The organism is Microbacterium paludicola (genome assembly GCF_039529675.1).
Lineage (GTDB): Bacteria > Actinomycetota > Actinomycetes > Actinomycetales > Microbacteriaceae > Microbacterium > Microbacterium paludicola.
Map to the genome: position 1 here is coordinate 1 of NZ_BAAANG010000017.1, position 25,898 is coordinate 25,898.

23 protein-coding genes are annotated in these 25,898 nt (G+C 71.6%); 9 read left to right on the forward strand and 14 right to left on the reverse strand.

What is annotated here, in order from left to right:
* Positions 1-154: 154 nt before the first annotated feature.
* Positions 155-1,165 (reverse strand): LacI family DNA-binding transcriptional regulator, encoded by a 1,011-nt coding sequence (locus ABD161_RS08175; protein WP_344001421.1) that lies wholly within the window; start codon positions 1,163-1,165, stop codon positions 155-157.
* A gap of 99 nt (positions 1,166-1,264) precedes the next feature.
* Positions 1,265-1,606 (reverse strand): hypothetical protein, encoded by a 342-nt coding sequence (locus ABD161_RS08180; RefSeq protein ID WP_344001423.1) that lies wholly within the window; start codon positions 1,604-1,606, stop codon positions 1,265-1,267.
* Positions 1,607-1,691: 85 nt separating this feature from the next.
* On the opposite strand from ABD161_RS08180, the gene ABD161_RS08185 reads away from it, so the two are divergent.
* From ABD161_RS08185 to ABD161_RS08220, 8 genes are all read left to right on the forward strand, one after another.
* The gene (locus ABD161_RS08185; RefSeq protein WP_344001425.1) at positions 1,692-2,654 is read left to right on the forward strand and encodes an acetylxylan esterase; all 963 of its coding nucleotides are present in this window, start codon (positions 1,692-1,694) and stop codon (positions 2,652-2,654) included.
* Between the two features lie 6 nt (positions 2,655-2,660).
* The gene (locus tag ABD161_RS08190) at positions 2,661-3,332 is read left to right on the forward strand and encodes a rhamnogalacturonan acetylesterase (RefSeq protein ID WP_344001427.1); all 672 of its coding nucleotides are present in this window, start codon (positions 2,661-2,663) and stop codon (positions 3,330-3,332) included.
* 126 nt (positions 3,333-3,458) lie between these two features.
* Positions 3,459-3,809, forward strand: a complete 351-nt coding sequence (locus tag ABD161_RS08195) for an L-rhamnose mutarotase (RefSeq protein ID WP_344001429.1) — start codon at positions 3,459-3,461, stop codon at positions 3,807-3,809.
* A gap of 68 nt (positions 3,810-3,877) precedes the next feature.
* Positions 3,878-5,044, forward strand: a complete 1,167-nt coding sequence (gene rhaI, locus ABD161_RS08200; protein WP_344001431.1) for an L-rhamnose isomerase — start codon at positions 3,878-3,880, stop codon at positions 5,042-5,044.
* A gap of 5 nt (positions 5,045-5,049) precedes the next feature.
* Complete coding sequence (locus ABD161_RS08205) at positions 5,050-6,360, forward strand: MFS transporter (RefSeq protein ID WP_344001463.1); 1,311 nt, start codon at positions 5,050-5,052, stop codon at positions 6,358-6,360.
* Positions 6,361-6,379: 19 nt separating this feature from the next.
* Positions 6,380-7,222: an alpha/beta hydrolase fold domain-containing protein gene (locus tag ABD161_RS08210; protein WP_344001433.1), complete on the forward strand. Its 843-nt coding sequence runs from the start codon at positions 6,380-6,382 to the stop codon at positions 7,220-7,222.
* 64 nt (positions 7,223-7,286) lie between these two features.
* On the forward strand, positions 7,287-9,335 hold the full coding sequence (locus ABD161_RS08215; RefSeq protein WP_344001435.1) for a bifunctional aldolase/short-chain dehydrogenase: 2,049 nt from the start codon (positions 7,287-7,289) through the stop codon (positions 9,333-9,335).
* Between the two features lie 115 nt (positions 9,336-9,450).
* On the forward strand, positions 9,451-10,884 hold the full coding sequence (locus tag ABD161_RS08220; RefSeq protein WP_344001437.1) for a rhamnulokinase: 1,434 nt from the start codon (positions 9,451-9,453) through the stop codon (positions 10,882-10,884).
* A 105-nt stretch (positions 10,885-10,989) separates the two neighbouring features.
* On the opposite strand, the gene ABD161_RS08225 is transcribed toward ABD161_RS08220, so the two are convergent.
* The 11 genes from ABD161_RS08225 to ABD161_RS08275 form a co-directional block, all read right to left on the reverse strand.
* On the reverse strand, positions 10,990-11,865 hold the full coding sequence (locus ABD161_RS08225) for a glycoside hydrolase family 43 protein (protein WP_344001439.1): 876 nt from the start codon (positions 11,863-11,865) through the stop codon (positions 10,990-10,992).
* A 12-nt stretch (positions 11,866-11,877) separates the two neighbouring features.
* Positions 11,878-12,924 (reverse strand): M24 family metallopeptidase, encoded by a 1,047-nt coding sequence (locus ABD161_RS08230; protein ID WP_344001441.1) that lies wholly within the window; start codon positions 12,922-12,924, stop codon positions 11,878-11,880.
* Complete coding sequence (locus ABD161_RS08235) at positions 12,921-14,204, reverse strand: MFS transporter (protein ID WP_344001442.1); 1,284 nt, start codon at positions 14,202-14,204, stop codon at positions 12,921-12,923. The genes ABD161_RS08230 and ABD161_RS08235 overlap by 4 nt, the downstream gene beginning before the upstream one ends.
* 69 nt (positions 14,205-14,273) lie before the next feature.
* Entirely contained in the window at positions 14,274-15,269 is a 996-nt protein-coding gene (locus tag ABD161_RS08240) for an NYN domain-containing protein (RefSeq protein WP_344001444.1), read from the reverse strand.
* Positions 15,270-15,316: 47 nt separating this feature from the next.
* Positions 15,317-16,300 carry a Gfo/Idh/MocA family protein gene (locus ABD161_RS08245; protein WP_344001446.1) on the reverse strand — a complete coding sequence of 328 codons (984 nt, stop codon included), beginning with the start codon at positions 16,298-16,300 and terminating at the stop codon, positions 15,317-15,319.
* Between the two features lie 41 nt (positions 16,301-16,341).
* Positions 16,342-17,283 (reverse strand): NADP-dependent oxidoreductase, encoded by a 942-nt coding sequence (locus tag ABD161_RS08250; protein ID WP_344001448.1) that lies wholly within the window; start codon positions 17,281-17,283, stop codon positions 16,342-16,344.
* 37 nt (positions 17,284-17,320) lie between these two features.
* The gene (locus tag ABD161_RS08255; RefSeq protein WP_344001450.1) at positions 17,321-18,136 is read right to left on the reverse strand and encodes an ABC transporter ATP-binding protein; all 816 of its coding nucleotides are present in this window, start codon (positions 18,134-18,136) and stop codon (positions 17,321-17,323) included.
* Entirely contained in the window at positions 18,133-19,182 is a 1,050-nt protein-coding gene (locus tag ABD161_RS08260) for a FecCD family ABC transporter permease (RefSeq protein WP_344001452.1), read from the reverse strand. The genes ABD161_RS08255 and ABD161_RS08260 overlap by 4 nt, the downstream gene beginning before the upstream one ends.
* A complete protein-coding gene (locus ABD161_RS08265; protein WP_344001454.1) occupies positions 19,182-20,237 on the reverse strand; it encodes a FecCD family ABC transporter permease in 1,056 nt (351 codons plus the stop codon). The genes ABD161_RS08260 and ABD161_RS08265 overlap by 1 nt, the downstream gene beginning before the upstream one ends.
* The gene (locus ABD161_RS08270; protein WP_344001456.1) at positions 20,234-21,268 is read right to left on the reverse strand and encodes an iron-siderophore ABC transporter substrate-binding protein; all 1,035 of its coding nucleotides are present in this window, start codon (positions 21,266-21,268) and stop codon (positions 20,234-20,236) included. The genes ABD161_RS08265 and ABD161_RS08270 overlap by 4 nt, the downstream gene beginning before the upstream one ends.
* A gap of 160 nt (positions 21,269-21,428) precedes the next feature.
* Complete coding sequence (locus ABD161_RS08275) at positions 21,429-23,639, reverse strand: NADP-dependent isocitrate dehydrogenase (protein ID WP_344001458.1); 2,211 nt, start codon at positions 23,637-23,639, stop codon at positions 21,429-21,431.
* A 144-nt stretch (positions 23,640-23,783) separates the two neighbouring features.
* Between ABD161_RS08275 and ABD161_RS08280 the strand changes: the two genes are divergently transcribed.
* Positions 23,784-25,109 carry an acetyl-CoA C-acetyltransferase gene (locus ABD161_RS08280; protein ID WP_344001460.1) on the forward strand — a complete coding sequence of 442 codons (1,326 nt, stop codon included), beginning with the start codon at positions 23,784-23,786 and terminating at the stop codon, positions 25,107-25,109.
* 74 nt (positions 25,110-25,183) lie between these two features.
* Here ABD161_RS08280 and ABD161_RS08285 read toward each other — a convergent pair whose 3' ends face one another.
* The gene (locus ABD161_RS08285; protein WP_135112515.1) at positions 25,184-25,498 is read right to left on the reverse strand and encodes a GIY-YIG nuclease family protein; all 315 of its coding nucleotides are present in this window, start codon (positions 25,496-25,498) and stop codon (positions 25,184-25,186) included.
* Between the last annotated feature and the right edge of the window lie 400 nt (positions 25,499-25,898).

The window sequence follows — 25,898 nt, forward strand, 5'->3', positions numbered from 1 at the left end:
GGCGTCAGTTTCGACTCAGGTCAGAACGCGCCCCGAGGAACCCACTAAACATCCTCACTGTTTCGACTCGCTTCGCTCGCTCAACGAGCAGAGGCTTCGCTTGCTCATTGAGCAGGAGTTGCCGCTCGCTGGACGAGCAGGAGGCTTCGGTCGCTCAGCGGGCGTTCGGCGCGGTCGAGGCCCGCACGACGAGCTCCGGTTCGAAGACCACGACGCGCGGCTCGAGCGACGGGTCGGCCGCCTCCTCGACGAGGATCGACAGCGCGGTCTCGCCCATCCGGTGGCTCGGCTGGCGGATGGAGGACAGCGGGACGGCCGCCGCCGACGCGAAGTCGATGTCGTCGTAGCCGATCAGCGCGACGTCATCCGGCACCGAGACGCCGGCCTGCACCAGAGCCTGCAGCACTCCCAGCGCGATCAGGTCGTTCGCCGCGAAGACCGCGTCGGGGCGCTCGGCCGCCGGCATCGCGGCGATCCGTTCACCCGCGGCACGCCCCTCGGCCACGGTGAGTGACGCGACCGGCACCGTCTCCAGGGTCGCGCCCGCGACGGCCGCCACCGCGCGGCGGGCTCCCTCGGCGCGATCCTCGACCTGACGCAGGCTCACAGGACCGCCGATGTAGGCGAGGCGACGTCGTCCCGTCTCGAGCAGGTGGCGGGCGGCGAGCTCTCCGCCGTGGATGTCGTCCACCGCGACCGACGAGAACCCGCTTCCCTCGACCGTCCGGTCGACGAGCACCACCGGGGTGCCGCGGTCGTGGATCTCCCGCAGCCGGGCCACGTCGTCGCCGATCGGGGAGATGAGCAGGCCGAGGGCGCGCTGCTCCTCGAAGTGCGACACGAGCCGCAGTTCGCGTTCGGGCTGCTCGTCGCTGTTGCCGATCAGCACCGACAGTCCGTGCCGTGCGGCGGCGTCGTCGGCCCCGCGGGCGACGTCGGTGAAGAACGGGTTGCGCGCATCCAGCACCACGAGCCCGACGGTCGTCGAGCGCCCGGCGCGCAGCTGTCGGGCGGCGTCGTTGCGCACGTAGCCGAGGTCGGCGATCGCGGCGCGCACGCGCTCGAGCGTCGCCTGCGGAACCGACCCGGGGCGGTTGAGCACGTTCGACACGGTGCCGACCGACACCCCGGCCCTCGCGGCCACCTCGCGGATGCTCACGCCCATGTTGATTCCGACTCGCTCACTCGATCGCCTGCAGAGGACGATCGCCTCATTCGTTCGACGTTAACCCCAGACGCGGAGACCCGTGGCATCACGGACCCGTCACGCCCGCGCGAACCCGGACGTGCCGATGAGCAGCATGGCGAGGGCGAGCACGAGGGCCACGATGGCGGCGACGATCATGCGCAGGCGCGTCGGCAGCAGCCACGGCGGCAGCGCGAGCGCGGCGAGCCAGAGCAGAGCGGCCAGCGCCGCGCACCCGAATGTGAAGAACTCGCTCGGATCGCTCGTGAGGCCGTAGCCGCCCCCGCTGCACCCGCTGATGCCGCACCAGCCGATCGTGATGCCGGCGACGAGATACATGCTCGCGAACAGCGCGACGGGCACCGTCGCGAGCAACGCGAATGCCCAGCGCGTGACGCGCGGGCGGGTCCCCTCCGTCATGGGCCGAGCGTAGCGGCTGAATCGTGTCATTCCGCGCTAGGTTCTTCTGCGAGCGGCATCGGAGCCGCGCGGAAGGAACCGATCAATGGCCCTGTTCGACCTGCCCCTCGAAGCGCTGCGCGAGTACCGCCCGGATGTCGCCGAGCCCGACGACTTCGACGCCTTCTGGGAGGCGACGATCGCCGAGACGCGCGCCGCCGCCTGGGATCCGCGGATCGAACGGGTAGAGACGGGGCTGACGCTCGTGGAGACGAGCGACGTGGCGTTCTCCGGCTTCGGCGGCGACGAGATCCGCGCGTGGTGGACGGTGCCGGCGGGCGTCGCCCCGCGCGCCGTGATCGTCGAGTTCATCGGCTACAGCGGGGGACGCGGCCTCGCCCACGAGGTCGGGTCCTGGCCGCTCGCCGGCTGCGCGCACCTGCTCGTGGACACGCGAGGCCAGGGCTGGGGCCACTGGCGCCCCGGTGACACCCCTGACCCGCACGGCTCGGGATCGGCGACCCCCGGCAAGATGACCCAGGGCATCGAGGACCCCGCGACCTACTACTACCGCCGGGTGTACGCGGACGCCGTGCGCGCGGTCGACACGGCGCGGGCGCTCGCCGGCGACATCCCCCTGTTCGTGACGGGCGGCAGCCAGGGCGGCGGCATCACGATCGCCGCGGCGGCGCTTGCCGACGGCGTCGCCGGCGCGCTGCCGGACGTGCCCTTCCTGTGCCACTTCGCGCGCGCGACGACGATCACCGACGCCCGGCCGTACCGCGAGATCGCCGACTACCTCGCGGCCCATCGAGGTCGCGTGGAGCAGGTGTATCGCACGCTGAGCTACTTCGACGGCGTGAACCTCGCCAAGCGCGCGGGCGCCCCCACGCTGTTCTCGGTGGCCCTCATGGACGTCATCTGCCCGCCCTCGACGGTCTTCGCGGCGTTCAACGCCTGGGGAGCGGAGGACCGCGCCATCGAGGTCTACCCGTTCAACGACCACGAGGGCGGCGGGGCGTTCCAGCGCCGGGCGCAGCTGGCCTGGGTCGCCGAACGCCTCGGCTGACCGGCGATGACGTACCACCTCGCCGGCGACTCCACCGTCGCACCGGGAAAGCCCGCCGAGCTGCCGCTGACAGGCTGGGGCGACTTCCTCGCCGCCCACGTGGAGGCGCCCGTCCGCAACCTCGCCTTCGGCGGAGCGACGACCGAGTCGTTCCTGCAGGAGCCCTGGGACGACCTGATGTCGCAGGTGCGGCCCGGTGACACCGTGATCATCCAGTTCGGCCACAACGACCAGAAGCAGCCGGAGATCCTCGCCTCGCGCGGCGGGTACACCGACCGGCTGCGACGGATGGTGGGCGACGTCCGCGGGGCCGGGGCGGCCGCCGTGCTCTGCACGTCGTGCGAGAGGCGCTGGTTCGACCGCGCCCACGTGACACCGACGCACGGCGACTACCCGAACGCGGTGCGCGACCTCGCCCAGGAGCTCGACGCGCCGCTGATCGACCTGAATGTCTTCACGACCTGGCTCTACGAGGATCTCGGCGACGAGGAATCGCGCGGGCTCCTCACGCACTTCGGGCCGGGGGAGCACCCGCAGTGGCCCGGCGGCGTCGCCGACGACACGCACTTCCACGTGCGCGGCGCCGAGAAGATCGCCGCCTTCGTCGCGCGCTCACTGCGGGCGATCGAGCGACGCGACGGGGACGGCCCCGCGCGGGGCGGCGAACTCGTCCACTGATCGAGGCCGGGACCGGCGGGACTGGCGCCGGAACGGAGGATGTCGTACAGTCTGTCTGAAACGATTCAACTGCGCAGTATCCGACCGCCGCAGTATCCACCGCCCCAATGGAGGGACGCCTCGACGATGAGCCAACGCATCTGCTTCACCCTGCGCGTCACGCCCGAGCGGCTCGACGAGTACATCGCCCGTCACAGCCCCGTCTGGCCGGAGATGCTCGAGGAGATCGCCGCCTCCGGTCGCCGGGACTACTCGATCTTCCACCTGGTCGACGGCCTGCTCGTCGGCACCTACGTGACCGACGACGACGAGGCCGCGCAGGCATACCTCGCCCAGTCGGAGGTCGCCGCCCGCTGGGAGGAGTCGATGGCCCCGTTCTTCGTCGGTCTCGACGGCCGGCCCGACCAGGCCGCCGAGATCCACCCCGAGGTGTTTCACCTCGAGACCCAGCTCGCCGCCGCGCGCGGGGCATCCTGATCCGTCCCGTTCCCCATCCGCATCCGACAAGCAGGGGCGAAGCCGCCCCTCGTGAGAAAGGCCTCACCGTGAGCAACCTCTCCGCCGACATCCTCGCCACGCTCGAGAAGCAGGCGATCGAGCTCCCCTCCTGGGCGTTCGGCAACTCGGGCACCCGCTTCAAGGTGTTCGCCACGCCCGGCACCCCGCGGGATCCGTTCGAGAAGATCGCCGACGCCGCGCGCGTCAACGAGCTGACCGGCCTCGCTCCCTCGGTCGCGCTCCACATCCCGTGGGATCTCGTCGACGACTTCGGCGCCCTGCGCGCCCACGCGGAGGGCCTCGGCGTCAGCCTCGGCACCATCAACTCGAACACGTTCCAGGACGACGACTACAAGTTCGGCGCCCTCACCCACGAGGACCCGAAGGTGCGCCAGAAGGCGATCGACCACCACTTCGAGTGCATCGACGTGATGAACGCCACGGGCTCGCGCGACCTGAAGATCTGGCTCGCCGAGGGGTCCAACTACCCGGGCCAGGCCGACATGCGCGGCCGCCAGGACCGTCTTCACGAGTCGCTCGCGACCATCTATGAGCGACTCTCGGGCGAGCAGCGGCTTGTGCTCGAGTACAAGTTCTTCGAGCCGGCGTTCTACCACACGGATGTGCCCGACTGGGGAACGTCCTACGCGCAGGTGGCGGCGCTCGGCGAGCGCGCCATGGTGTGCCTCGACACGGGACACCACGCGCCCGGCACCAACATCGAGTTCATCGTGATGCAGCTGCTGCGCCTCGGCAAGCTGGGCTCGTTCGACTTCAACTCGCGCTTCTACGCCGACGACGACCTGATCGTCGGCGCGGCCGACCCGTTCCAGCTGTTCCGCATCCTGTTCGAGGTCATCCGCGGAGGGGGCCTGAACAACCCGGATGTGGCGTTCATGCTCGACCAGTGCCACAACGTCGAGAACAAGATCCTCGGCCAGATCCGCTCGGTGCTGAACGTGCAGGAGATGACCGCCCGCGCGCTGCTGGTGGACGCCGACGCCCTGCGCGACGCGCAGACCTCGGGCGACGTGCTCGCGGCGAACGCCGTGTTCATGGACGCCTTCTACACCGACGTGCGCCCCGCGCTCGCCGAGTGGCGCGAGAGCCGCGGCCTGCCGGCCGACCCGATGCGGGCGCAGCTCGACTCCGACTACCAGCGCACGATCGAGGCCGACCGCGTCGGCGGCATGCAGGCCGGATGGGGGGCGTGAGCACGATGACCACCCAGAAGCGCACCCTCACCGCCTGGAAGGCGACGATCGCCGTCGCCATGTCGAACTACATCGAGGCCGGCGCGATCATCGCGCTCGCCACGAGCCTGTCGCTGTGGCAGGAGGCGTTCGGCTTCGACGACGGCGTCGTCGGCCTCGTGGCCGCCCTGTCCGCCAACGCGTTCGGCGCCGCCATCGGCGCCGCGATCGGCGGCCCGCTGTGCGACCGCCTCGGCCGCAAGTTCATCTACACCTACGACCTGATCGTGTTCATGATCGGCGCCCTGCTCGTGACATTCTCGAGCGGCCTCGCGATGCTGCTCGCGGGCGTCATCCTGATGGGTATCGCCGTCGGTGCTGGCGTTCCCGCGTCGTGGACCTACATCGCCGAAGAGGCACCCGATGCGCAGCGCGCCGCCCACGTCGGCACCGCTCAGCTCGCCTGGTCGATCGGCCCGGCCGTCGGGTTCCTGCTCGCCGTGGTGGTGGGCCCGCTCGGCCTGCTCGGCTCGCGCCTGATCTTCCTTCACCTGTTCGTGATCGCCCTGATCACGTGGTGGGTGCGTCGCGGGCTGCCCGAGTCGCGCCGCTGGAAGGAGGAGCGGGCCGCCGCCACCTCGGCCGGCACGCGCGTGTCGTTCTTCTCCGGCATGATCGGCCTGCTGCGCGAGCCGCGCAACTGGAGCGCGCTGGCGTTCCTGCTCGGCGTGTACGGCCTGTGGAACACCGTCGCCGGCCAGGCCGGCATCTTCCAGCCGCGCGTGTACGAGGCCGCGGGCCTCGAGGACCCGGTGCAGCAGAACCTGCTGCAGGTGCTGGTGTGGGGCCTGACCGCCGCCGCCACGTACTTCGGCTTCATGCGCTACGGCGACCGCGTCAGCCGCCGCTGGCTGTACTTCGGCGGCGCGGCTCTCGGCATCGTCGGCTGGGTCGTGCTGGTCTACGCCCCGCCCGGGATGGTCTCGCTGCTGGTCTTCGCGGTCGCGTGGGGTGTGTCCGCCGGCATCGGCGCGCAGGCGTTCTACGGCCTGTGGACCGCCGAGCTGTTCGCCACCCGCTACCGCGCGAGCGCGCAGGGACTGCTGTTTATGCTCGCGCGCGTCATGGTGGGCCTGCTGAGCCTCGTCTTCCCCGTGCTGCTGTCGACGATCGGCCTCGGCAACCTCGGCCTCGTCATCCTCGGCCTGCTCGTCGCGGCCCTCGTCGTGGGCACCGTCTGGGCGCCGAAGACCGACGGGAAGACGCTCGAGCAGATCGAGCAGGAGCGCTACGGTCGCACCGTGCCGCTTCCCGCCGACGTCCCGGCCAACCGCTGAGCGGCGACGGAGAGCGATCATGACCGACACGACCGAGCACGTCGTCGACGGCCCGCACGGGCCCCTGCGGGTCCGGGTCTATCCGGCCGCCGCGGCCCGCGCGGCGCTGGTCTGGGCGCACGGCGGCGGGTTCGCGTACGGCGACCTCGACATGCCCGAGGCCGACCACGTCGCGCGCGGCCTGGCCGCGCGGGGTGTGTCGGTCGTGTCGGTCGACTACCAGCTCGCCCCGGCGCCGGCGGATGCCGCCTCGGGCGCCGAGGCGCGCGACGGCGTCCACCACCCGGTCGCGCTGGAGCAGCTGGCGGCCGCCTTCGCCTGGACGCGCGAGCAGGCGACGGGATGGGGCATTGCCCCCGACCGCGTCGCCCTCGGCGGCGCCAGCGCGGGCGGCAACCTGGCAACGGGCGCCATCCTTCACCTGATGCAGGAGGGTGACCCGCTGCCCGCGCTCGCGGTGCTCGCGTACCCGACCCTGCACGCGCCGCAGCCGCCGACGCCTCCCGAGCTCACCGAGCGCCTCGCCGCGGCGGGGCTGACCGAGCAGTTCGGGCCCGCGGTGGTCTCGTGGATGTACGAGAACTACCTCGACGGCACGACCGAGGGCGCGCCGGTCACGGCGATCCCCGGCATGGCCGGACCCGAGCGGCTCACCCGCTTCCCGCCGGCGATCGTCATCACCTCGGACGTCGACGAGCTGCGTGTGTCGGCCGAGGCGTTCGTCGACGACCTGCGTGCCGCAGGCGTCGACGTCGAGTACGCCGTCGAGCCGGGCACCACCCACGGCCACCTCAACGACCCCGCGAAGCCCGGGGCAGCGTCGACCATCGACGCGTTCGCCGCGCGCATCCTCCGCCCCTGAGATCCGGATCCGTCCGGACGACCCGACCCACCCGAAGAACTCGCCGATCCTCGAGAGAGACACAATGACGAACCAGCAGCAGACCCCGGCCGTCGCCGACCTGATCGCCCGGTCCAACCGGCTCGGGGCCGACCCGAAGAACACGAACTACGCCGGCGGCAACACCTCGGCGAAGGGCACGGCCGTGGACCCGGTCACCGGCGAGCCCGTCGAGCTGCTGTGGGTCAAGGGCTCGGGCGGCGACCTCGGCACCCTGACCGAGCAGGGCCTCGCGACCCTGCGTCTCGACCGGATGCGCGCGCTCGTGAACGTGTACCCCGGCATCGAGCGCGAGGACGAGATGGTCGCCGCGTTCGACTACTGCCTTCACGGCAAGGGCGGCGCCGCACCCTCGATCGACACGGCGATGCACGGCCTCGTCGACGCCGCCCACGTGGACCACCTTCACCCCGACAGCGGCATCGCCATCGCGACGGCCGCCGACGGCGAGGAGCTCACGACGCGGATCTTCGGCGACAAGGTCGTGTGGGTGCCGTGGCGTCGCCCCGGCTTCCAGCTGGGCCTGGACATCGCCGAGATCAAGAAGGCGAACCCCCAGGCGATCGGCACGATCCTCGGGGGCCACGGCATCACCGCCTGGGGCGACACGAGCGAGGAGTCGGAGCGCAACTCGCTCTGGATCATCGAGACGGCCGAGAAGTACATCGCCGAGCACGGCAAGGCCGACCCGTTCGGCGGCGTGCGCGCGGGCTTCGAGGCCCTGCCGCAGGATGAGCGCCGTGCCAAGGCCGCCGCGCTCGCGGCGACCATCCGCGGCATCGCGAGCCACGACAAGCCGATGGTCGGCCACTTCACCGACGCCGACGTGGTGCTCGACTTCCTCGCCTCGGAGCGCGCGCCCGAGCTCGCGGCGCTCGGCACGAGCTGCCCCGACCACTTCCTGCGCACCAAGGTCAAGCCGATGATCCTCGACCTGCCGGCGACCGCGTCGGTGGACGACCAGATCGCGCGCCTGAAGGAGCTGCACGAGCAGTACCGCGCCGACTACACGGCCTACTACGAGGCGCACGCGACCGAGGACAGCCCCGCCATGCGCGGCGCCGACCCGCTGATCGTGCTGGTGCCGGGCGTGGGCATGTTCAGCTACGGCGCGAACAAGCAGACCGCGCGCGTGGCGGGCGAGTTCTACATCAACGCCATCAACGTGATGCGGGGCGCCGAGGCGCTGTCGACCTACGCGCCGATCTCGGACGCCGAGAAGTTCCGGATCGAGTACTGGGCGCTCGAGGAGGCGAAGCTCCAGCGGATGCCGAAGCCGAAGACGCACCAGGGCCGCATCGCGTTCGTGACCGGCGCGGCATCCGGGATCGGCAAGGCGATCGCGACGCGCCTCGCCGCCGAGGGCGCGTGCGTCGTCGTGGCCGACCTCGACCTCGAGAAGGCGCAGGCGGCGGCGGCGGAGCTCGGCGGCACGGACGTCGCGATCGGCGTCGCCGCGAACGTCGCCGACGCCGAGGGAGTGCAGGCGGCGATCGACGCGACCCTGCTCGCCTTCGGCGGCATCGACCTCGTCGTGAACAACGCGGGCCTGTCGCTCTCGAAGCCGCTGCTGGAGACCACCGAGAAGGACTGGGACCTGCAGCACGACGTGATGGCGAAGGGATCCTTCCTCGTCTCGAAGGCGGCCGCGAAGCCGCTGATCGAGCAGGGGATGGGCGGCGACATCGTCTACATCTCGTCCAAGAACTCCGTCTTCGCGGGCCCGAACAACATCGCGTACTCGGCCACCAAGGCCGACCAGGCCCACCAGGTGCGCCTGCTCGCGGTCGAGCTCGGCGAGCACGGCGTGCGCGTGAACGGCATCAACCCCGACGGCGTCGTGCGCGGATCCGGCATCTTCGCCTCCGGGTGGGGCGCCAACCGCGCGAAGACGTACGGCATCCCCGAGGAGGAGCTCGGCCAGTTCTACGCGAACCGCACGATCCTCAAGCGCGAGGTCGTGCCCGAGAACGTCGCCGATGCGGTGTACGTGCTCACCGGGCCCGAGCTCAGCCGCACCACGGGCCTGCACATCCCGGTCGACTCGGGCGTCGCGCAGGCGTTCCTGCGATGAGCGAGTTGCACGGTTTCGACTCGTCGCTGCGCTCCTCGCTCAACCAGCAGGAGGAATCCTCGCTCGTTGAGCGAGCGCAGCGAGTCGAAACGGCCCGGACTCCCGGCGGCCTCTCGTGAGCGCCAGAGGCGGGGCGGTCGCGTCGGTCGACCTCGGCGCCACGAGCGGGCGGGTCATCCTGGGGCGCTTCCAGGGCGGCGCCATCTCGATGGAGACCGTCGGGCGGTTCCCGAACACGCCCGTGCGCACGCCCTCCGGGCTTCACTGGGACCTGATCGGCCTCCACCGAGGTGCGCTGGACGGCCTGTCGCGGGCGTTCCGCAGCGAGCCGGCCATCGCGTCGATCGGCGTCGACTCGTGGGCGGTCGACTACGCGCTCATGCGCGGCGACCGGATGCTGGGCGTGCCGTTCCACTACCGGGACGAGCGCACCGCGTCGGGCGTCGAGGCGGTTCACGCCGTCGCCCCGCTCGAGGAGCTCTACCGGCGCAACGGCCTGCAGTTCCTGCCGTTCAACACGCTGTATCAGCTCGCCGCCGAGGGAGACCTGCTGGGCCTCGCCGACGGCCTGCTGCTTGTGCCCGACCTGATCGGATGGATGCTCACGGGCGCCCGCGTCGCGGAGCGCACCAACGCGTCCACGACCGGCCTGCTGGATGTGCGCACCCGGGAGTGGGATCTGGCGCTGGCGGAGCGCATCGGCGTGCCCGCCGGCATCCTGCCCTCCCTCGTGGATCCGGGGACGGAACTGGGCGGCCTGCTGCCGCACGTCGCCGCCGAGCTCGGCGGCCAGGCTCCGGTCGTCGCGGTCGGCTCGCACGACACGGCGTCGGCCGTCGTCGCCGCGCCGATGCGGGCCGACCGCGCGGCCTACATCTCGTGCGGCACCTGGGGCCTGGTCGGCGTCGAGACCGAGCACCCCGTGCTCACCGACGCCGCGCGCGAGGCGAACTTCACCAACGAGGGCGGCGTCGACGGGCGGGTGCGCTTCCTCCACAACGTCATGGGACTGTGGCTGCTGAGCGAGAGCGTGCGGGCCTGGGAGGACGAGTCGGGGCGCGACATCGACCTTCCGGATCTGCTGAAGCAGGCCGCGCACGCGCCGGCGCCGGACGCGGTGTTCGACGCGAACGACGCGGTGTTCCTCGCCCCGGGCGACATGCCGGCGCGGATCGCCGCGTGGCTGAGCGAGCGGGGCCTCCCGGTGCCGCCGTCGCGCCCCGCGTTCGCCCGCCTCATCGTCGAGAGCCTCGCCGAGGCGTTCGCGAAGGCTGTGCGGAAGGCATCGGAGCTGTCGGGCGTGCCGGTCGAGACGATCCACGTTGTCGGCGGCGGCGCGCTCAACACGCTGCTGTGCCAGCGTCTCGCCGACCGCGCCGGTCTGCCGGTGCTCGCCGGTCCCGTCGAGGCGACCGCGATCGGCAACCTGCTGGTGCAGGCGCGGACGGCCGGCTTCGTCTCGGGCGACCTCGAGGCGCTGCGCGCCGTGGTCGCCGGGGCGTTCGAGCCCCTGCGGTACGTGCCGGCCGCCTCTCGCGTGCGGGCCTGAGCGGCCGCGAGAACACACCCTCGCCGCGAGGTCCCGTCCTGCGGGGTGTGTTCTCGCGGGGCGCATGTGGACGCGCGGCGGGCGGTGTGTTCTCGCCGCGGCCGCTCAGTCCTTCAGCCGCAGGCCCTCGTCCGTCTCCTCCAGGGGGAAGAACCGCGCGCGCTCATCCGGCGTCCGGTTCGGTGTGTGAAGCGTGAGGTAGAGCCCGCCCGCGGCGTCGGCGAAGATCATCCCGTGGCCGCCGTCGGCCGCCCAGATCGGCTGCTCCGCCTGCGTCCACGGCCCCGCGATCGACCCCGACCGGGAGGTCGCCAAGCCCATCGCGTAGCCCTGATCGCCGAAGCCCGACCACAGCATCAGCAGACGCCCGTCGGCGGCCCGGTGCATCGAGGGGCCGTCGGTGACGAACACCCGCGGGAACTCCGGACGCTCGATCGACCGCGCCCACGGCGCCTCCGACGCGCGGAACAGCAGCACCGGATCGCCGACAGTGCCGCGCAGATCGTCCGTCAGCCGGATCGCCTGCACCTCGCCGTCGCCGACGTCCTTCCACTCGTGGCAGAACACGAGGTAGGGCGTGCCGTCCTCCACGTGAAGCGTGCCGTCGAGGCACTCCCACTCGCGCGGCGTCAGAGGGCCGTCCGACCACGGCGCGTACGGTCCCTCCGGGCGATCCGTTCGCAGCACCTGCGTGCCCCGGCGCTCGCCCTCGGCCGTGAAGGTCGCGAACATGTAGAACGCGTCGCCGTAGCGATGCACCTCGGGTGCCCAGTACTGCGTGTGCGACCAGAAGTCCGGCGTCGGCCGGAACGCCGCCGTCGGGCCGTGCCACTCGTCGAGGTCATCGCTCCAGTAGGTGTCGAAGCCGGTGGCGGGGCCCGACCAGATGTTCGCATCGGTGCTGCCGACCAGGTGGTAGCGACGGGTGTCGCCGTCGAAGAGGACGAACGGATCGCGGATCTGGATGTCGTCGAGTCGCATGCGGATCTCCCGTCAGGAGAGGTCGACGTCGACGGGACGGGCGAGCCCGCGCACGTCGGTCGTCGGCCAGTCGGGGTCGACCGTGAGCACCTCGATGCCGTCGTCGTCGACCACCACGGTGTCCTCGACCTTCGCGCCGGGCGCCCACGGGTTCCAGGCGAATGCCTGCCCCGCGTGCACGGCACCCGCCGTGCCGGGGGCGACCTTCGGGTCGCGGCCCAGGTAGCCGGCGGGCCCGCCCTGGTGGTGACGCAGCCAGCCGTCGTCGCCGAACCCCTGGCGCGCGTACGCCGCGCGGATGTCGGCGAGCACATCCTGCAGCGGGCGTCCGGGCCGCGTGGCGGCGAACACGTCCGCCTCGACCTCGCGGATCGCGCGCTGCGCATCCGGCTCGGGCTCGCCGAACGACACCCAGCGGCTGAGGCTGGCGTTCAGACCGTGCCGGCGGGCGGTGAGCACGGCCATCGCCCGGCCGCCCAGGGGCGCGTCGGTGGGGAGCGGATGCTGCACGCCGCCCCGCTCGGCACCGGCGACGAGCAGGACCGCGGGCTCGGCACCGGCCGTGATGACGGCGGCGGCGAGGGCGGCGGCGAGCTGCCGCTCGGTCGTCTCGGGCCGGGCCTCGCGCAGCACGGCCGTCATCGCTCGTGCCGCGTCGCGGCCGAGCGCGGCGTACCGCTCCCGCTCGATCGGCAGCAGCGAGGCCCGGGCCGCGCGCAGCTCCTCGACCACGTCGGTGTCGCGCAGGATGCCCGGCGTCGTGAGGTCGGCGAACCAGTCGACGACCTTGATCGCTGCGCCGGAGACCTCCTCGGCCGCCAGGCGGTCCGCCTCGTTCGCGGGGGCCGTCACCAGGACTTCGCCGTCGCGGTGGACGGTCGCGGAGAAGACCGGCGGCCCGCCGAGCGGCACGCTCGTGCGCGCCCCCTCCAGGAGCCACGCGAGGTTCTCGGGCTGGGTGAGCAGGATGCGGTCGGCGCCGCGCTCATCCAGCAGTCGGGAGATCCGCTCGAGCTTGAGCGGACGGTCGGCGGTCGGTCCGGGAGGGTGTGGGGTCATGGCACGGGCTCCATCGCGTCGTAGTCACGGAATCCGGGGCGCAGGCGCGCCGCCAGCAGGGCGAGGGCGGCGATCAGCAGGCCGCCGAGGAGAGGAGGAAACCACAGGATGCCGCCGGCCGCCAGCAGGCCGGCGTACACGTCGCCGGCGCGCGGCCCCGCGGTGAGCACGAGCGTGTTGATTCCCTGCAGACGTCCGCGCAGCGCGTCGGGCGTGGCCGACTGCATCATCGTCGTGCGGAAGATGCCGGCGACGTTGTCGGCGGCGCCCACGGGGACCAGCGCCACGCACAGCACGACAAGCGCCAGCACGTCGGACCGCGCCTCCGAGATCGAGCGGTCGGCGGCGTCGAATCCCCACAGCAGAGCGCCGAACAGCGCGACCGCCGCGCCCATCGCGACGGTGCCGGCGGTGGCCGCGGCACCGTGCCGTCGCACGCCGCCCGCCCGCCCCGAGAACAGGCCGCTGAGGATGACGCCGACCGCTCCGGCCGCGGTCAGCAGCCCGACGACGCTGGCGTTCCCGCCCACCACCAGGGCGCCGACCGCGGGGAGGATCGCGTAGCTGCGGCCGAATACGAAGGTCACGAGCTGCAGCCAGATGGCCGTACGAAGGTTCCCCGCGTGGCGCAGGAACCGGAAGCCCGAGGCGATCGCCGTCAGGCCGGTCTCGGATCGGCCCTCGGGAACGATCGCGGGAAGCGACAGGATGCCCCAGAAGCCGATCAGGAACAGCAGCACGTCGATCGAGTAGGTCCACGCGAAGCCGACGGTCGCGACGAGGATTCCCGCCAGGGCCGGACCGACCGCGGCCTGCAGCCCCGCGCTCAGGCCGCTCAGCGCCGCGACGGCGGGAAGCTGCTCGCGGGGGACGAGGCGGGGGTGGATCGCGAAGCGCGCGGCGCCGACGAGGGCGCCCATCGTCGACGACAGCGTCGTGAACACGTAGTACGGCCACAGCTGGGTCACCTCGCCCCACGCGAGGGCGGCGATCCCGACCGGCGCGACGAACGAGATGGCCGACGCGACGATCAGCACACGGCGCCGGTCGAACGCGTCGACGATCGCGCCGCCGATCACGCCCATCACGACCATCGGGGCGAGCGCGAGGCCGCCCACGAGCGCGACCGCGGCCGTGGATCCGCTCAGCTCGTAGACCTGGATGCCGATCGCGACCGCCGTGAGCTGCACGCCGATGCCGCCGGCGACGCCACTCGTCCAGAACCGCAGGTAGGCGGGCGACGTGCGCAGCGGTCCCAGGTCGAGGAAGTACCGGCGCACACCGTCACGCTAGCGGAGAAACCGCTTTCCCGGGGTGAGTCGATCGATCTCGCGTCCGCCTGCGGCGGGTCAGTCCTTCAGGCGCACGAGGCGCTCGTGCCCGCTCTCCTGCACCTCGGCAAGCTGCTCGCGCGACTTCACGAAGTCGGTGAAGGAGCGGAAGCCGAGGGTCTTCTCGCTGAACGAGGGGTCCATCCGGCGCATGTGCTGCTTGACCGCGGAGGTGTGCAGCCATTCGGCGTCGTCACCCTTGTCGCGGCCGAGGCGCAGCGCCCGCTCGAGCAGGCGCGAGGCGGCGGCGTGAAGGTCCTCCGGCGGGATCTCGTCGAACGGGACGAGCGTGTCCTCCTCGGGCGGCGGCGTCTGCTTGGCCCGCGACGCGCGGCGGCTTCGCTGCGTCGTCGCCGACTCCGCGGGCGAGGCGTCGGATCCGGTCGCCTCCGCGGCCGCCGCCTCCTTCGTCTCGGCCTTGCCGGCGGCGGCCTTCGGCTTCTTCGGCAGCGTCACGCCCGGGAGCGTGTCGTACGCCTCGAACTCGTCGCACGCGGCGGCCAGCGACTTCGCGGTCGACCCGGCGACACCGAGGCCGATCACGTAGCGGCCGAGGCGCTTGCAGCGCTGGGCGAGCGGCACGTAGTCGGAGTCGCCCGCGACGATCACGACGTGCGTGAGGTCGGGAAGACGGAACATGTCCTCGACCGTGTCCACGGCGAGGCGGATGTCGGCGCCGTTCTTCGCGTACGCGGCCGCGGGGAACAGCTGCACGAGGTCGACCGCGCGGCCGACGAGCTGCGAGCGGTAGATCGCGTTGACGGGAGACGACCAGTCGGCGTACGCCCGCGTCAGCACGAGCGTGCCGAACGACGCCGCGTAGTCGATGATCGCGCCGACGTCGATCGTGGCGAGCGCGAGCTTCGCGGCGACCTCGGGATCCGTCGGGTCCTCGGCGATCTTCTGCCGGTCCTTGCTGTATGAGTTGCGACCGTGCACGCGGTCGTACCAACTCATCACGATGTTGTCGAAGTCGAGGTAGACGGCGACGCGGGCGTCGGTGGTTTCAGCCATGTCGTGCTCTGTCCTGTTCGGGGGAGGGATGGACGTCGGAGAGCGCGTCAGTTCTCGCTCGGATAGCTCACACCGATCTGTCGGCGGATGTCGTCCAGGGTGCCCATGATGGCGACGGATTCGTCGATGGGGAGTTCACGCCCCTCGAGGGTGCCCTCGGCGACGAAGCGCTCGGCGGCGAGCGCCTGGTACTGCATGCCGCGACCCTCGACGTGCGATTCGTAGCGCTCGAGGATCGAGCCGTCGGGCGCGGTCACGGTGAAGGACGTCGGGCTGTACCAGACGCGGTCGATGTCGATCCGCGCCTCGGTGCCGACGATGTGCGCGGTGTTCGGCCCGCTGCCGCGCGACGACGACACGGTCGTCGACAGGGCGCCCGACGCGTGGGTCATGAGGGTGGCGACCTCGGCATCCGCGCCCGTGTCGCCGAGACGCGCGGCCGCCTGCACGGTGGTCGGGGCGCCCAGGATGTCCCAGACGAACGAGATCGGGTAGATGCCGAGATCCAGCAGCGCGCCGCCGCCGAGCGGCAGGGCGTTGAGCCGGTGGGACGGGTCGTCGGTGATCTTCTGGGTGTGGTCGGCGAAGACCGTGCGGATCTCGCCCAGCGTGCCGGCGTCGATGATCTCGCGCACGCGCACCATGTGGGGCAGGTAGCGGGTCCACATCGCCTCCATGACGAGCAGGCCCTTGTCGGCGGCGAGGTCGCGCAGGCCCTGGGCCTCGGCGCGGTTCACGGTGAACGACTTCTCGACGAGCGCGTGCTTGCCGGCCTCGAGCGCCAGGCGTGCGTTCTCGGCGTGCATCGGATGCGGCGTCGAGACGTAGATGATGTCGACATCCGGATCCGCGGCGAGGTCCGCGTACGAGCCGTGGGCGCGCGGGATGTCGAACTCGGCCGCGAAGGCGTCGGCGGAAGCCTGCGAGCGGGAGCCGACGGCGACGAGGTCGAGGCCCGCGGTCTGCAGATCGGAGGCGAACGCGTGCGCGATTCCGCCCGTGGCGAGGATTCCCCAGCGCAGTGCACTCATACGTCGAGCCTAGGCGCTGGCGCCGACATGCCAACGATCCGTCAGGGGACGATCAGCAGCTTGCCGGGCGCGCCCTCGCGGCTCGCGCGCTGGGCCTCGCCCGCCTGCTCGAGCGCGTACCGCTCGCCGAGTTCGACCGAGAACCGGCCCGCCGCGAGCAGCGCGAGAACGACCGGGATCGCCTCGAGGCGCCAGGTCTCCTGCTGCGCCGTGAGCGGGACGGGAGATCCGCCGCCGAACGCGCGGATGCCGAACTCGGCGGCATCCGGACCACGCACGATCGTCGCGATCCGGTCGCGGTCCTCGAGCAGCTCGAGCGATGCGTCGATCGCCTCGTCGGTGCCCGCGAAGTCGAGGATCGCCGTGACGCCGCCCGCGGCGGCCGACCGGACCCGGTCGACGAGCCCGTCGCCGTATGCGATCGGCTCTCCGCCGAGGTCGGCGACGCGCTCGGCGCGCGCATCGCTCGTCGTGCCGATCACGCGCGCGCCGGCGAGCGCGGCGAGCTGCACGGCCGCCTGGCCCACCGAGCCGGAGGCCCCGTGGATCAGCAGGGTGTCGTCGCCGCGGATGCCGAGAGAGCGGATCGCCTGGTACGCCGTGCCGACCGGGATGCCGAGGGCCGCGCCCACGCCGGCCGTCACGCGCGCGGGACGCGCGAACACCTTCTCGGCCGGGACGGCGATGTCCGTCGCATAGGCGCCGGGTGCCCCGGTGAAGACGACCGGATCGCCGATGCGGAAGCCGTCGACTCCCTCGCCGACGCCGGTGATGTGGCCGGCGCCGTCGGTCCCGGTGCCGCGCGGACCCGTGAACGGCGGTGTCGGCCGGATCCCCTCGCGCAGCTTCCAGTCGATCGGGTTGACGCCCGCCGCCTCGATCCGCACGGTCACCTGACCCGGACCGGCGACCGGATCCGGGATCTCGTTCAGGGTGAGGACCTCTGGCCCGCCGAGCTCGGTGTACTGGATCGCCTTCGCCATACCGCCAGGGTAATGCGGCCGGCCGCGTCGCGGCAGGTCAGGCGGCGGCGTCGGCCAGGACGTGGTGGCGTCCGCGCGGCAGCACCATCGGCGCGCCGGAGACCGGGTCGGGGATCACCAGCGAGTCGAGACCGAACACCCGGGAGATGAGATCGCTCGTCATGACCTCCGCGGGAGCGCCGCTGGCGATCAGCTCGCCCGCGCACATCGCGAAGATGTGGTCGGCGTAGCGGGCGGCCATGTTCATGTCGTGGAGCACCATCACGATCGTGGTGCCCTTCGAGCGGTTGAGGTCGGTGAGCAGGTCGAGGACCTCGATCTGGTGGGCGACGTCGAGGAAGGTCGTCGGCTCATCCAGCAGCAGCACGCCGGTCTCCTGCGCGAGGGCCATGGCGATCCAGACCCGCTGGCGCTGCCCGCCCGACAGCTCGTCGACGGCGCGGTCGGCGAGGTCCGAGATGTCCGTCGCCGCGAGCGCCTCGGCCACCGCCGCGTCATCCGCCGCAGACCACGAGCGGAACAGCTTCTGGTGCGGGTGGCGGCCCCGGCCGACGAGGTCGGCGACGGCGATGCCCTCGGGGGCGATCGGCGACTGGGGGAGGAGCCCCAGCGTGCGGGCGAGCTGCTTGGTCGGGATCGTGCTGATGCTCTGCCCATCGAGCACAACGCTTCCCGCCTGGGGCTGGATCAGCCGGGCGAGCGTCTTCAGCAGCGTCGACTTGCCGCAGGCGTTGGCGCCCACGATCACGCTGATCCGTCCGCTCGCCACCGTGAGGTCGACGCCCTTCACGATCGGTGCGGCGCCGTATCCCGAGACGAGCTGCGTCGCCTGAAGCGTTGACTGGACGGTCACGAGGAACCTCCCGAGCGGTTTGTGCGGATGAGCAGATAGAGCAGGTACGGAGCGCCGAGGACGCCGGTGATCACGCCGACCGGGAACGACACGTCGAACGCGAACTGGCCGATCAGGTCGGCCGCGAGCACGAGCACGGCGCCGGTGAGCGCAGCCGGGATGGTCAGGCTCGTGCCGGGGCCGACGAAGCGGGACGCGATCGGCCCCGCGAGGAAGGCGACGAACGCGATCGGGCCGGTCGTCGCGGTGGCGAAGCAGGCGAGCGCGACGGCGGCGACGATGAGCAGCAGTCGCGCCCGGTCGACCCGCACGCCCAGGGCGGTGGCCGAGCTGTCGCCGAGCTCGAGGGCGCGCAGATCGCGCGAGAGCAGCAGGATGAGCGGCACGAGCACGGCCGTCGCGATCGCGAGGGGCGCGAGGAGCTCCCACTTCGATCCGTTGAGGCTGCCGGTCAGCCACCGCATCGCCGCGGCGACGTCCCAGTCGGCGGCGCGCTGAACGAGGTAGGCGACGACGGCGTCGAGCATCGCGCCGATGCCGATGCCGATGAGGATCAGGCGGCCGCCGGTCGACTCCCCGCCGCGCGCGGCGACGTAGATGAGGGCGGCGGTGCCGATGCCGACCAGGAGCGCGGTCATTGTCGTCGCGGCGGTGCCCCAGTGGAGGACGACGAGGCACAGCACGGCCGCCGCGCTGGCGCCCGAGGTGATGCCGATGACGTCGGGGCTCGCGAGCGGATTGCGCAGCATGGTCTGGAATGTCGTCCCCGCGATGCCGAAGGCGATGCCGGCGAGGATGCCCGTGATCATGCGGGGGATGCGCAGCGACCCGACGGTGAACGAGGCACCGGGCACCTTCTCGCCGAGGATCACGGCGACGACGTCCTGCACCGGGTAGATCGTGTTGCCCAGCATGAGCATGGCGGCCATGAGTGCGATCAGCACGGCGCCGAGCACGCTCAGCGCGACGATCCGCCGGCGGGCGCGTCGCCGGCGGCCGAGGCGGATGACCGCCGTGGCCTCGTACGGGGGAGCGGAGACGGCCATCAGACGGCCTTCATCCGGGTGCGACGGGCGATCAGGACGAGGATCGGTGCGCCGACGAAGGCGGTGATGATGCCCGCCTCGACCTCGCCCGGGTAGCCGATGAGGCGTCCGATCGTGTCGGAGACGGCGAGCAGGGCGGCGCCTCCCAGCGCGGAGACCGGGAGGATCCACCGCTGGTCGGGGCCGAAGAGCAGGCGGGCGACGTGCGGGACCATAAGCCCGACGAAGGCGATCGGTCCCGCGATCGCGGTGACGGCCGCGCAGAGGGCGACGCCGGCGGCCGACGCGATAAGTCGGGCAGCGCCCACCTTGACGCCGAGCCCGACGGCGACCTCGTCGCCGAGCGCGAGGGCGTTCAGAGCGGGGGCGCAGAACAGCGCGATGAGAGCGGCGACGGCGAGCAGCGGGGCGATGACGCCCAGGGTCGCCCAGTCGGCGCCGGCGACCCCGCCCACCTGCCAGAAGCGGAAGGCGTCCATCGCCGCGATGCGCGGCAGCAGCACGGCGCTCACCAGTGACGACAGCGCGGCCGTCGTCGCGGCCCCGGCGAGGGCGAGCTTGATCGGGGTGGAGCCGCCGGGCCCCAGCGAGCCGACGACGTACACGAAGGCCGCCGCGAGGGTGCCTCCCACGAGGGCGAGCCCCAGGTACTGAAGGGGCGAGGTGATGCCGAGGAAGGCGATGCCGCACACGACGAACAGAGCGGCGCCGGTGTTGACGCCGAGGATGCCGGGGTCGGCGATCGGATTGCGGGTGACCGCCTGCATCAGCGCACCGGAGAGCCCCAGGGCGGCCCCGGCGACGAGGGCGAGCACGGTGCGCGGGATGCGCTCCTGCACGGCGATCGCGCCGATCCCTTCGGCCGTGCGGCCTTCCAGCCACGCGGACAGGCCGTCGGCGACCTCCGCGAGCGAGACGGGCCTCGACCCGAGGGTCAGGGACAGGATGACGGCGACGCCGACGGCGGCGCCGATCCCGAGGAGGACGAGCGGACGGCGGCGCGCAGCCGGCTGGGGGCCGGCCGCGCGCCGCGTCTCGTCGGTCTGGAGGGTCACTCTGCCTTGGCGGCGGCGTCGCTCAGCAGGCCCACGTAGGTGTCGAGCATCCACGGGATGGACAGGGCCGTCGGCGAGACGGCGCCGCTCAGGTCGTCGCCGGCGCCGACAGTGACGACCGAGCCGCTCTTGACGGCGGGAAGCGTGCTCCACAGCGGGTCGGCCTGGAGGGCGGGAAGCAGCTCATCGCCGCCGTAGGAGACGATCACGTCGACGTCCGCGAGCTTGTCGACGTTCTCGGCCGAGATGTCGGCGTAGAAGGTGCCCGCGTCGGCGGCGTCCTTCGCGGCCTGCGGCACTTCGAAGCCGAGGTCGGCGAGGAACGCGGCGCGCGAGTCGCCGGTGGCGTAGACCGAGGTCGTCGACAGGTCGGCGGCGTTCAGGAAGAGGAACGCGGCGGTCTTGCCCTCGAAGTCGGCGTCGGCGGTCGCATCCTCGATCTGCTTCTCGAGGTCGCTGACGAGCGCCTTGCCCTCTGCTTCGAGGCCGAGCGCCTTCGAGTTGGTCAGGATGCTGTCGCGCCACGGTGTGTACCAGGCGACGCCCGGGTAGGCGACGGTGTCGGCGATCTCGGTGAGCGTCGCGTACTCCTCCTCCGTCGGGCCGGAGTAGGCGGCGATGATGAGGTCGGGCTGCGTGTCCGCGATCGCCTCGAAGTCGATGCCGGCCGTGGTGTCGAAGATCACCGGCTCCTCCGCGCCGAGCTCGGCGTACGCGTCGGTCGTCCACTCGTACAGTCCGAGGCCGTCCGTGCCGTCCATCGACCAGGTCTGGTCATCCGCTCCGACGGGAGCGACGCCGAGGGCGAGCGCCACATCCTGGTTGCCCCAGCCGATGGAGGCGACGCGCTCGGGCTTCGCCTCGATCGTCGTGGTGCCGAGCGCGTGCTCGACCTCGACGGGGAAGACGCCGGCCTCGCCCGCGGGAGCCGAGGACTCGCCGGCGGGGGCGGAGGAGGTGGAGCAGGCCGCCAGCGAGGCGGTCACGGCGGCGGCGACGGCCGTCGCGCCCAGGATGCGGGAGATGCGCAAGGGGGATCCCTTCGAAGCTGTGGTGGGGAGGGCCTCAGGATCGGGTGAGGCTTGCCTAACTTAGCATTACCTGACTTCGGCATTCCAATCGATGACGCGCGACGACGACGGCCCCGATCCTGGCGTGCAGGATCGGGGCCGTCGGACGGCGGGACGCGGCTTACAGCGTGTCGATCGCCTGGTTGAACGTCGTCGAGGGACGCATCACCGCGGTGGTCTTCTCCGCGTCGGGACGGTAGTAGCCGCCGATGTCGGCAGGCGATCCCTGCACCGCGATCAGCTCCTCCACGATCGTCTTCTCGTCCGCCGTGAGCTTCTCGGCGAGCGGGGCGAACGCGGCCGCGAGCTCGGCGTCCTCCGTCTGCTTGGCGAGCTCCTGCGCCCAGTAGAGGGCGAGGTAGAAGTGCGAGCCGCGGTTGTCGATCGTGCCGAGCTTGCGGCCGGGGGAGCGGTCCTCGTCGAGGAACGTGCCCGTCGCGCGGTCGAGGGTGTCGGCGAGCACCTGCGCCTTGGCGTTGTCGGTGGTCTGCGCGAGGTGCTCGAACGAGGCCGCGAGCGCGAAGAACTCTCCGAGCGAGTCCCAGCGCAGGTAGTTCTCCTGCACGAGCTGCTGCACGTGCTTCGGGGCCGAGCCGCCGGCACCGGTCTCGAACAGGCCGCCGCCCGCCATCAGCGGGACGATCGAGAGCATCTTCGCCGACGTGCCGACCTCGAGGATCGGGAACAGGTCGGTGTTGTAGTCGCGAAGGACGTTTCCCGTCACCGAGATGGTGTCGAGGCCCTGGCGGATGCGGGCGAGCGAGAAGAGCGTCGCCTCGGCCGGGGCCATGACGTGGAGCTCGAGGCCCTCGGTGTCGTGCTCGCCGAGGTACTTCTCGATCTTCGCGATGAGGTTCGCGTCGTGCGCGCGGCCGGCGTCGAGCCAGAACACCGCGGGGGTGCTCGACAGGCGGGCACGCGTCACGGCGAGCTTCACCCAGTCGCGGATCGCGGCGTCCTTCGTCTGGCAGGCGCGCCACACGTCGCCGGCCTCGACCTCGTGCTCGGTCAGCGACTCGCCCGCCGAGTTCACGATCCGGACGGTGCCCGGAGCCGAGATCTCGAACGTCTTGTTGTGCGAGCCGTACTCCTCGGCCGCCTGCGCCATCAGGCCGACGTTCGGGACGGTGCCCATCGTCGCGGGGTCGAGGGCGCCGTTCGCCTTGCAGTCGTCGATCACCGCCTGGTAGATGCCGGCGTACGACGAGTCGGGGATGACGGCGAGGGTGTCGGCCTCCTTGCCGTCCGGTCCCCACATGTGACCGCCGATCCGGATCATCGCCGGCATCGACGCGTCCACGATGACGTCGCTCGGAACGTGCAGGTTGGTGATCCCCTTGTCGGAGTTCACCATCGCGAGGGCGGGGCCCTCGTTCAGCGCCGCGTCGAACGCCGCCTTGATCTCGGCGCCGTTGGGGAGCGCGTCGAGGCCCGCGTAGATCGCGCCGAGGCCGTCGTTGGGCGACAGCTCGGCGGCGGCGAGGTCGGCGCCGTACTTCTCGAACACGGGCTTGAAGAAGGTCTTCACCACGTGACCGAACAGGATGGGGTCGCTGACCTTCATCATCGTCGCCTTGAGGTGCACGGAGAACAGCACGCCCTCGGCCTTCGCGCGCTCGACCTGCTCGGCGAGGAACGCGTCGAGCGCCTTGGCGCTCATGAACGTCGAGTCGACGACCTCGCCCGCGAGCACCTTCAGATCGCTCTTGAGCACGGTGACGGATCCGTCCTGCCCGACGTGCTCGATCCGCAGCGTGTCGTCGGCGGGGATGACGACCGACTTCTCGTTCGAGAAGAAGTCGTCGTGGCCCATGGTGGCGACGTTCGTCTTCGAATCGGCGCTCCAGGCGCCCATCGAGTGCGGGTGCGCCTTCGCGTAGGCCTTGACCGACGCGGGGGCGCGGCGGTCGGAGTTGCCCTGGCGCAGCACCGGGTTCACGGCGGAGCCCTTGACCTTGTCGTAGCGCGCCGCGAAGTCGCGCTCCTCGTCGGTCTCGGGGTTGCCGGGGTAGTCGGGCACGTCGAAGCCGAGTGCCTGCAGTTCGGCGATTGCCGCCTCGAGCTGCGGCACCGACGCCGACACGTTCGGCAGCTTGATGATGTTGGCCGCGGGGTCGTTGGCCAGCTCGCCGAGCTCGCTCAGCGCGTCGCCGATGCGCTGCTCCTCGGTGAGGCGCTCGGGGAACTGAGCGAGGATGCGACCGGCGAGCGAGATGTCGCGGGTCTCGAGCTCGATCCCGGCCTTCGCCGCGAAGCTCGCGACGATCGGCAGGAACGAGTACGTCGCCAGCAGGGGCGCCTCGTCGGTGTGCGTGTAGATGATCTTCGACATGCGGAAGAAGCTCCTGTGGTCGTCAGCTGATCGGCGCCTCCAGCCCGCGGGCCGGGCACCGATTCTCTCGACTTCAAGATACCGGAGCGATGCCGCGCCACATTCCCCGGGCCGTGGCCCGGGAGCGCGTGAGACCATCGGGACATGACGGACATCTCAACGACCGAGACCCGCAGCCCGCGCGACGCCTACGTCGTCGGCGGCAACCGCATCCCGTTCTCCCGTGCCGGGAAGAAGTACGCGGATGCGTCGAACCAGGAGATGTTCACGGCCGCGCTCGAGGGCCTCGTCGCCCGGTTCGCCCTCGAGGGCGAGCGGCTCGGCGAGGTCGTGGGCGGTGCGGTGCTGAAGCACTCGCGCGAGTTCAACCTCGTCCGCGAGAGCGTGCTCGGCTCGTCGCTGTCGGCCCAGACGCCGGCCTACGACCTGCAGCAGGCGTGCGCGACCGGACTCGAGGCCGCCATCGCCGTGTCGAACAAGATCCGGCTCGGCCAGATCGAGTCGGGCATCGCCGGTGGCACGGACTCGATCTCCGACGCCCCGATCGCGGTCAGCGACGGGCTGCGCCGCGTGCTGCTGAGGCTGTCCCGCGCGAAGACCTTCCGCGACCGCCTCCGGGTGCTCGCGAAGCTGCGTCCGGCCGACCTCAAACCGCACGCGCCCGGCACGGACGAGCCGCGCACCGGGCTGTCGATGGGCGAGCACCAGGCCATCAGCACGGCGCACTGGCGCATCTCGCGCGAGGCGCAGGATGAGATCGCCCTGAACAGCCACCGCAATCTCGCGAAGGCGTGGGATGAGGGGTTCTTCGACGACCTCGTGACGCCGTTCCGCGGGCTGACGCGCGATGACAACCTGCGCGCCGACACCTCGATGGAGAAGCTCGCGAAGCTCACCCCGGTCTTCGGGAAGAAGCTCGGCACGACGCCGACGATGACGGCAGGCAACTCGACGCCCTTGACCGACGGCGCCTCGGCCGTGCTGCTCGCCTCGCGCGACTGGGCGGAAGCGCGGGATCTGCCGGTGCTCGCCAGGATCGTCGATGCCGAGACCGCGGCGGTCGACTTCGTCGGCGGGCGCGAGGGACTGCTGATGGCGCCGGTGCACGCGGTTCCCCGCCTGCTCGCCCGCAACGGGCTCGCGCTCGAGGACTTCGACTTCGTCGAGATCCACGAGGCGTTCGCGGCGACGGTGCTCACGGCGCTCGCCGCGTGGGAGGACGACGACTACTGCCGCACCGAGCTGGGCCTGGACGGCGCCCTCGGCACTGTCGACCGCGCGAAGCTCAACGTCACGGGCTCGTCGCTGGCGGCGGGGCATCCGTTCGCCGCGACGGGCGGCCGCATCCTCGCGACGACCGCGAAGCTGCTCGCCCGCCGCGCGGCCGAGACCGGAAAGCCCGCCCGCGCGCTGATCTCGGTCTGCGCCGCCGGCGGACTGGGCGCGACGGCCATCCTCGAGTCCGCCTGACGCCGGTCACGGTTATCGAGCGAGTGCGCGCACCTCGGTTATCGAGCGAGCGGAGCGAGTCGAGATGACCGGCCTCAAGCGCCCGTATCCGATGGGGATGACAGGCGTCTTCGGCGGTCCTCCGCGCTGTAGCCGCGGATCGCCTCCACGCCGCCGGCGATGAAGCGCAGCTTCTTCGCATGGCTCCATCCCTGCATCCGCTTCTCCCAGCGGAATGCGTCCTCGATCCGGTCGAACTGGGCGCACCAGAGCAGCTTCACGGGGAGGCGGTGGCGGGTGTACTCAGCGCCCTCGCCGATCTGGTGAGCGGCGAGTCGTCGTTCGAGGTCGATCGTGCTGCCGGTGTACAGCGTGCCGTCTCGGCACTCGAGCACGTAGAGATACGCCATGGCGTGAAGCTACGGCGTCCGGCCGGTCGGCGCCGGGGCTATCCACAGGCGGGTCGCTTCGGCTCGCTTCGCTCGCTCAGCAACCGGGGGTTTGGCGCCACCGGTTATCGAGCGAGCTTGCGAGTCGAGATGACCGGCTGCAACGGGCGGCGGGGCTTCGGCGGGTCGCTTCGGCTCGCTTCGCTCGCTCAGCAACCGGGGGTGTGTCATCTCCGGTTATCGAGCGAGCTTGCGAGTCGAGATGACCGACAGCAACGGGAGGGTCGCTTCGGCTCGCTTCGCTCGCTCAGCAACCGGTTCGGTTATCGAGCGAGCTTGCGAGTCGAGATGACCGGCCGCAACGCGTGGGCTCGCTTCGCCCGCTCAGCAACCGGCCGGCTGCACCCGGGCTTAGGGCGTG

Bases quoted from the DNA above. Each gene is read 5' to 3' on its own strand.
- ABD161_RS08175 (WP_344001421.1), bottom strand. From the start codon at position 1,165: ATGGGCGTGAGCATCCGCGAGGTGGCCGCGAGGGCCGGGGTGTCGGTC.
- ABD161_RS08180 (WP_344001423.1), bottom strand. From the start codon at position 1,606: ATGACGGAGGGGACCCGCCCGCGCGTCACGCGCTGGGCATTCGCGTTG.
- ABD161_RS08185 (WP_344001425.1), top strand. From the start codon at position 1,692: ATGGCCCTGTTCGACCTGCCCCTCGAAGCGCTGCGCGAGTACCGCCCG.
- ABD161_RS08190 (WP_344001427.1), top strand. From the start codon at position 2,661: ATGACGTACCACCTCGCCGGCGACTCCACCGTCGCACCGGGAAAGCCC.
- ABD161_RS08195 (WP_344001429.1), top strand. From the start codon at position 3,459: ATGAGCCAACGCATCTGCTTCACCCTGCGCGTCACGCCCGAGCGGCTC.
- ABD161_RS08205 (WP_344001463.1), top strand. From the start codon at position 5,050: ATGACCACCCAGAAGCGCACCCTCACCGCCTGGAAGGCGACGATCGCC.
- ABD161_RS08210 (WP_344001433.1), top strand. From the start codon at position 6,380: ATGACCGACACGACCGAGCACGTCGTCGACGGCCCGCACGGGCCCCTG.
- ABD161_RS08215 (WP_344001435.1), top strand. From the start codon at position 7,287: ATGACGAACCAGCAGCAGACCCCGGCCGTCGCCGACCTGATCGCCCGG.
- ABD161_RS08225 (WP_344001439.1), bottom strand. From the start codon at position 11,865: ATGCGACTCGACGACATCCAGATCCGCGATCCGTTCGTCCTCTTCGAC.
- ABD161_RS08230 (WP_344001441.1), bottom strand. From the start codon at position 12,924: ATGACCCCACACCCTCCCGGACCGACCGCCGACCGTCCGCTCAAGCTC.
- ABD161_RS08240 (WP_344001444.1), bottom strand. From the start codon at position 15,269: ATGGCTGAAACCACCGACGCCCGCGTCGCCGTCTACCTCGACTTCGAC.
- ABD161_RS08245 (WP_344001446.1), bottom strand. From the start codon at position 16,300: ATGAGTGCACTGCGCTGGGGAATCCTCGCCACGGGCGGAATCGCGCAC.
- ABD161_RS08250 (WP_344001448.1), bottom strand. From the start codon at position 17,283: ATGGCGAAGGCGATCCAGTACACCGAGCTCGGCGGGCCAGAGGTCCTC.
- ABD161_RS08260 (WP_344001452.1), bottom strand. From the start codon at position 19,182: ATGGCCGTCTCCGCTCCCCCGTACGAGGCCACGGCGGTCATCCGCCTC.
- ABD161_RS08275 (WP_344001458.1), bottom strand. From the start codon at position 23,639: ATGTCGAAGATCATCTACACGCACACCGACGAGGCGCCCCTGCTGGCG.
- ABD161_RS08280 (WP_344001460.1), top strand. From the start codon at position 23,784: ATGACGGACATCTCAACGACCGAGACCCGCAGCCCGCGCGACGCCTAC.
- ABD161_RS08285 (WP_135112515.1), bottom strand. From the start codon at position 25,498: ATGGCGTATCTCTACGTGCTCGAGTGCCGAGACGGCACGCTGTACACC.